The 7,237-nt window shown below is 40.7% G+C and carries 5 protein-coding genes; 3 read left to right on the forward strand and 2 right to left on the reverse strand.

All coding sequences use genetic code 11. The annotated features are described in order from the left end of the window. Positions 1-315: 315 nt before the first annotated feature. The 3 genes from AC5JMK_RS10790 (at position 316) to AC5JMK_RS10800 (ending at position 2,424) form a co-directional block, all read left to right on the forward strand. Positions 316-1,032: a GUN4 domain-containing protein gene (locus AC5JMK_RS10790; protein WP_096673989.1), complete on the forward strand. Its 717-nt coding sequence runs from the start codon at positions 316-318 to the stop codon at positions 1,030-1,032. 27 nt (positions 1,033-1,059) lie between these two features. Then, positions 1,060-1,218 carry a type II toxin-antitoxin system HicA family toxin gene (locus AC5JMK_RS10795; RefSeq protein WP_096673987.1) on the forward strand — a complete coding sequence of 53 codons (159 nt, stop codon included), beginning with the start codon at positions 1,060-1,062 and terminating at the stop codon, positions 1,216-1,218. A 63-nt stretch (positions 1,219-1,281) separates the two neighbouring features. Next, a complete protein-coding gene (locus tag AC5JMK_RS10800; protein ID WP_096673985.1) occupies positions 1,282-2,424 on the forward strand; it encodes an ABC transporter ATP-binding protein in 1,143 nt (380 codons plus the stop codon). A 285-nt stretch (positions 2,425-2,709) separates the two neighbouring features. On the opposite strand, the gene AC5JMK_RS10805 is transcribed toward AC5JMK_RS10800, so the two are convergent. Together AC5JMK_RS10805 and AC5JMK_RS10810 are read right to left on the reverse strand one after the other, a co-directional pair. Then, entirely contained in the window at positions 2,710-4,344 is a 1,635-nt protein-coding gene (locus AC5JMK_RS10805; RefSeq protein ID WP_495910065.1) for a protein kinase domain-containing protein, read from the reverse strand. Positions 4,345-4,527: 183 nt separating this feature from the next. Next, on the reverse strand, positions 4,528-6,555 hold the full coding sequence (locus AC5JMK_RS10810) for a protein kinase domain-containing protein (RefSeq protein WP_495910066.1): 2,028 nt from the start codon (positions 6,553-6,555) through the stop codon (positions 4,528-4,530). Positions 6,556-7,237: the final 682 nt, after the last annotated feature.

Raw genomic sequence — 7,237 nt, forward strand, 5'->3', positions numbered from 1 at the left:
GGCTACTGAAAGCCCACACTGTATTCGGTACTCCGAATCAGTGTGGGTAGTTTACTATCAGGGTGACTGAGCAAGAGTTCGCAATGTTAGAATCTCACTGTCAAGCTGTAGGCAGAACCAAAACGGATATTTTGCGAGAGTTTATCAGATCACTAGATTCTACAATCACTGACACATCTCAGGATGATGCAGGTATATAATTAGTAGGCTTTGGGCGCAATTTCTTGTAAACTACTTTACGCTACTAATGCTTGCCCATCTACAAAATTTTATAGTTCATCGCTTGTTCACCGATCGCATTTTCTGAGTAATGGCATGACAGACCCAATGATTGTATCAGGCAGATCTTCTGACATTGAATCCCTACGCGGCCAATTAGTTGCTGGGTCTCTGCAAGTCCAACAACAAACAATCCCGCAGCTAGCTAACCTTGGTAATAATGGATTTGATGTTCTGATGGAATTTTTAATGGAACGTCGCGACACTCCCGCTACTTGGGTTGATGGTAAAGCTTACCAAGTTTTGTATAACTCTGATTCACCTCAAATTAAAGATTTTCTCCAAACCCATTTTCCACAAGGTATTGTGCCTCTAAAATCAGAGTGCGGTATTGATTACAGTCCTTTACAACATTTGCTAGCAACTCAAGATTTCGAGGCTAGCGATCGCATGACACTACAAAAAATGTGTGAAATTGCAGGTGCAGAAGCAGTTAAACGCAAGTGGCTTTATTTTACCGAAGTCGATAATTTTCCAGTTACAGACTTACAAACAATCAACAAACTTTGGTTAGTCCACTCTGAAGGTAAATTTGGTTTTTCTGTACAGCGAGAAATTTGGTTAGGTTTAGGGAAAAATTGGGATAATCTTTGGGTAAAAATTGGTTGGAAAAAAGGTAATAACTGGACACGTTACCCTCAAGAATTTACCTGGAATTTAACCGCCCCTAAAGGTCATTTACCTCTTTCTAATCAACTGCGAGGAGTCAGAGTAATTGCGTCTTTGCTGTCTCATCCAGCTTGGCAGAAATAAGGCTATGTTAGATACAAGCAAGCGAGAATTCTACCTCAAAAAGGAAGTCATGTACGGATACAACATGAAGATGAACGGGTGGTTACAATACCTGTGCATACTGGTAAAACTATAGGTAAAGGATTGCTACTTAAGATACTGCCAGATGCTGAACTCAGCAAAGAGGAGTTAATTACATTACTGTAATCTAAAGTTTTCACGATAAAATGCGATCGCACCTCGCCAGATAATTAGCCCATAATCACAACAATGGCTAGCGTTAGTCTCGAAAGCATTAAGCGTAAATTCAACAGTGTCACCGCTATAGAGGATATTACCTTTGAGATCCCCGATGGCGAATTTTGGGTTTTGGTAGGGCCTTCGGGTTGTGGTAAGTCTACAATTTTACGAACCATTGCGGGTTTAGAAACTGCGACTTCTGGCAAGCTTTACATAGGGGATAAATTGATGAATAATGTCCCCGCTAGACAAAGAGATGTCGCAATGGTGTTCCAAAATTATGCCCTGTATCCGCACATGACGGTGGCAGAAAATATTGCTTTTGGGTTACGGATGCGAAAAATAGATCCGAAAGTTGTGCAAGAAAGGGTGATGACAGTGGCGCGATCGCTAGGATTGGAACATCTGTTAGAACGTAAACCCAAACAACTTTCCGGGGGACAACAACAACGGGTAGCATTAGGAAGAGCGATCGCCCGTCAACCACAGGTATTTTTGTTAGATGAACCTCTCTCAAATTTAGATGCTCAATTGCGAGATGATACGCGAGCGGAGTTAAAAGAGTTACATCAAAAGCTAGGAATTACGACGGTATATGTGACTCATGATCAAGTTGAAGCGATGACCTTGGCGGATCAAATTGTGGTGTTGAATCGCGGTAGAATTCAGCAAATTGGCGAACCACAAGAAATTTATGCTAAACCAGCTAACCGCATGGTAGCTACTTTTTTGGGTAGTCCACCGATGAATATTTTACCAGCTAAGTATGTGGCTGGGGGTTTTGCTGTGGATGAGCAAGTGTTACGTGTGACTGCGGATATGCAAGATAAATTGCATCTGCGGGAGGGACAGGGGTTTGATTTGGGTGTTCGACCAGAGAATGTTTTCATCAATGAATCGCTAAGACGCCAAGATGCAATAGCAGCTTCTCGTAGAGTAGGACGCCAAGGAGAATTTGCTGAATTGGTGGTGGAGGTTAAGGTAGTGGAACCTTTGGGAAGGGAGACTTTGATTCGTGCGGGTTTACCTGGTTCGAGAGTACTGGTGAATGTACAAGTGGGCGCGGATGTGCGTCCCGGTCCAGGCGATCGCTTGGCGTTGGAGATTGATTTGAGTCAATTATTTGTATTTGATACTGCTACAGGCGATCGTTTATATCCATCTTCCACCTAATTTTAGGAAGCATCCCGAATCAAAGTCCCCCTTTTTAAAAGGATTTAGGGCAGGGTGGTTTCATACAAGCAGAGAAAAATTAAAATCTTCTTTTAAAGCCTCTCCCCTTATTAAGGGGAGAGGTTTGGAGAGGGGTAAAAATCTATGCTTCAAAACGAGAAATACAGACTTCCATATTTTTCTTTTTTCGTATGAAACCACCCTGCTTTTTAAAAGGATTTAGGGGGAGCTAGAAGATTTTGCTACCTACAAAAGGACTTTTCAAACATCCTCTGAACGCAATTGTTATTTAGTATCCGCAATCACCCACTTATTATTCCCGGCGTCCCATAACAGGGAGAAGTTGACGGAACTGGATGTTTCTTGTCCGGTTTTCAGTATATATTTTAGTTGAGCAGATACAGTCGCTGTATCTGTATTATTTTTTACTAAACTTACTTGTTCAACTTCTACCTGTTGAACTTTACCTCCCCACCAGTCGATGTAAGAAAGATAACCATTGGGGTGAAGACGTTTATTGTTTTGATAGTTGGGGGATAACTCATTCCAGGCTGTTTGATATTGTCCTTGATTGATACTTGCGTAATAATCTTGTATAAATTCTTCTGGAGACGAGCGAGTGTTTTCGGGGTTTGTTGCTGTAGTTTCTTCAGGGGTAGGCGTTTGGCTAGTAACAGGTTCGGTAGTGTTGCTATCTGGTGTTTCTGGTGATACCGTTTCCTGTGGTTCTACAGTTTCTGAGGAAGATCTGGAGGTGATGGGAAAGTCGGATTGTGGTGTTGGTGTTGATTTTGACCTTGTGGGTGATTGTTCAGGTTCCACTGATGCTGTAGTTGGTTCGCTTGTTGAAGTAGTCGGTTGTTGTTTATTATTGAGGGCAAAACCAATAATTACAGATGCACCTATTAAAGCACCAACAATCCCGCCAATGAATATTCCTCTGTTTCCATTACCAGTATTTTGATTGATGGGAGGTTGATAGGAATTAGCTGGGCTAACGGCGAATGTATTTTGTGGTGTTTGCAAAGATGGTACTCCTGCTGGTGGTTGGTAAGGTGCAGTAGGAGGTGTATAGGGAACAGTAGGCGGAAATGGTGCAGTACCTGTGTGTAGGGCTTGTAACATTTCTTTAGCACTGACAAAGCGATCGCTGGCGTGGAATTGAATTGCTTTATCTAAAATGGCTGCAAAAGTGGGAGTTACATTTAAAGCATGTTGTCGCCACAACACTCCACCTGTGGCTGGATCGGTTCCCAATTCTTGCGGTACTTTACCTGTAATTAAATAAATTGCTGTTAAACCTAAACTATATATATCGCTAGCAAACATGGGGCGTCCGACAGTTTGTTCGCTGGGCATAAACCCTGGTGTACCAATTACAATTGACCTAGTAGAATTTCCAGAAGGAGTCATTACTGTTCCGACTGTTTCTTTAACTGCGCCAAAGTCAATTAATATTGGTTTGCCATCTGCATAACGAAGTAGGATATTATCTGGCTTGATATCTCGGTGAACAATGCCTTTGCTGTGGACATAATCAAGAACTGGCAAAATACTAGTGAGGATTTCTTTAACTGTACTCTCACTCATCAAGCCTTCTTGTTGCATTTTCGCTGTGAGAGTTTGTCCTTGAATATACTCTTGAACTAAGTAAAATTGCCCATTTTCCGAAAAGTAGGCATATAAGCGAGGAATCTGATCGCTACCATCACCCAGTTCTTCTAAAATTGCTGCTTCTCGTTGAAATCGTTGTTGTACTAACTGGTAAACCTGGGGATTATCTTGAATCGGTTTTAGTTGCTTAATGACACAGCGACGGCGGGAGGGCATTTGTGTATCTTCTGCTAAGAATGTTTCCCCAAATCCACCACCGCCAAGAGTTTGGATGACTTGATAGCGGTTATTGAGCAGCGTTTGCATAGGAGTGTGCCAGAATAATTGAGGCAGTTATTTATTTTACAAATTTTCTAATTGTTTTTGTCAAAGCGTGAGCATCCCAATTTTTTCAATATACCGCGCTTGGGTTTAAACCCTTAGCCGCTCTGTAATCTTTGATTCAGAGTCGGGTAGGCGAGAAACCGAGATATGTCACATGCTCCCGTATTATTTGAAAGGAAATGAAGCATTAAGTTTATAACTGCCAATAATTTGGTTAACGGTTGGTAGTAGTTCTTTGTATTGCTCGCTAGGTACAATGTAAGAATCTATGGAAATTTTGTCTTCTTGGGATTTGATAAAACTGTTAGCTGTCAGTGAGATAGAAGAATTTCCGCTTTTAGCTGTATAACTCCAAGTAATTCTGACACTGCCATCCTTTTGTCTGACAGGTTGCTCTGTGATAAAATCTTGTTCTTTAGCAGCAAATTTGTTAATAAACCGCTTCAAAATATTGGTTAGTTCTTCCTGGGTTGGGTTGTTTTGAGTATTGAAGACATTAACTTGAATGAGAGCATTTTCAGTTGGGTCAAGCCAATATATAATGACTTCGTTAGCATTGCTGTTATCTTTAAGATCCCAGCCTTCGGGAACATCGATAGAAAATAATCTTGTTTCGTAGGAATAGGTTTTTAAGTTACCTATTGTGACTCTTTGGGAGTTGCTAGTTGTGGTTTCTGAAGATGAAGAACTTGAAGAACTTGAAGAACTTGAAGAGCTTGAAGAACTGGGAGAAGAAGATTCACTAGGGCTAGGACTTACTTGAGTTGGTGTTGAGCTTGGTGTATCAGTGTCTTCTTGTTGTGAAGCAATACCGCCAATTACAGCCAATAGGACGATTAAAGCTCCAAAGCTAGAATAAACAATGATTCCTGCTTTTGTCCAAACTCTTTGATGGGCTTTAAAATCTTCAATGCTACGCCATTGACGACTTCTCCAAGCCCAAGTATTACCTTTTGCACCTAGTATAAAGGGCATAGGTATACCCACGTAAGGAACCCAAGATAATAGTCCGATCCAAACTTGGTTAGTGATACTCCATAAAGGTGACAACAAAAATGCTCCCCAGTTCCAACCTTGAATTTCTGGAGGTACGGGAACATCAGTATTAAATGTGCCACCTCCACCTAACAAACCAGAATTTGTGGTTGCAGCAGGTGAGACATACTGCTGAGGATTATAATTTCCGCCTGACCAATTAGGGTTAGAACCCACAGGGGTAATAACAGGTTGGATATGTTGAGGATTTTGACCACGTGAGTTGATGACTGTCGGGGGTGGGGAATATCCACCGGGGTTTGGTGATGCTGGTGTGTTGTATTGAGAAGAAGATTGTGTGGGGGCTACGTAATTATTAACAGCAGGATTAACAGCAGAAGATTGCAAAGCATCAATCATGTCTTTGGCGGTAGGGTAGCGATCGCCTGGATGATATGCGATCGCCTTATCCAGAATCATCCGCAGACTGGGACTAACATTCATCGCATACTGGTGCCACATGATTTCTGCGGTTCTGGGATCTGTCTGTAACTCCTGCGGCATTCTACCTGTTAACAGGTAAATCATTGTGATTGCCAAGCTGTAGAGATCGCTGCTGTAAACAGGTCTACCAGCCGCTTGTTCTGGAGGCATAAATCCTGGTGTACCGATGACAATCGAACTAGTAGGGTTTCCCTGGGAATTAACAACTGTACCCATCGATTCCCGTACTGCGCCAAAATCAATCAGTACAGGTACACTATCTGCATCCCGCAAAATTATATTATCTGGTTTAATATCCCGATGAATAATGTGTTTGCTGTGTACGAAGTTAAGAACGTATAACAAACTCTTGAGGATTTCCCGCACAGCACTCTCACTCATCACTCCTTCGGTATGTATCTTTTCAGCAAGAGTTTTGCCTTCCACATATTCTTGGACTAGGTAAAACTGACCTTGTTCAGCAAAATACGCATACAAATTAGGAATTCGGTTGTTACTGTTTCCCAAGTCCTCCAAAATGGCCGCTTCTCGCTGGAACCTGTCTTGCACCATTTTATGTATCTGTGGATTCTCCGTGACAGGCTTGAGCTGCTTGATCACACAACGACGACCTGAAGGCAAATGTGTATCTTCTGTCAGAAAAGTTTTACCAAAACCACCTTCTCCTAAAACTTTAACAATCTTGTAACGATTGTTGACAATAGTTTGTAACATTATAATACACAACCTTTATGTTATCTTTATTACTATATCTAGTAAGTCACTAGTACAATACAGTGGAAATAATTAGACCTTTGAAGATACAGACAATTTATTAAAGTTATTGTTTTTACCTTATACCTCCTGCCTCTTGACTGCTGATACTAGCTATCTAGTCATTCAAACAATTGAGCAACTTCAAATTACGGAATTTTACCAAGAATAAATAAACTTTGATTGAGTGCATCCACAGGTTATACCATCTCACTAGTTAAGCTCTGATAAGTACTTAGGCAAAAATATTTATGCTCTAGCGAGTCAATTTGATTTAGCTCTAACGCTTGCGATTGCGTCGTTACGCTCGGCTTAACTCGCAATGATGAATATATTTAATTTTGCTTAACTACTTACATTTAGCAACCAAGGAGACAAGGAGAACAAGGGAAGAAAGAGGATTTGTCTTAAAAGTTTTGTGAAATGGCATTGGCTACATGCTCAATAAGTGTCACATAAAATTTATAGTTGTTTTATTTGATAGTTTAATATACGAGAATTCATTGTTATTTTTTGGTGACAAATAATCAATAATTTTAGCTGTATAAAATCAATTTTTAAACTGTTCGATATACTTTTATAATTATCTTAAGCTGTTATGCATTTAAATTGTGATGACAGCGTCGCCTTTATTTTTGAGTTT

The organism is Pelatocladus sp., from assembly GCF_059505505.1.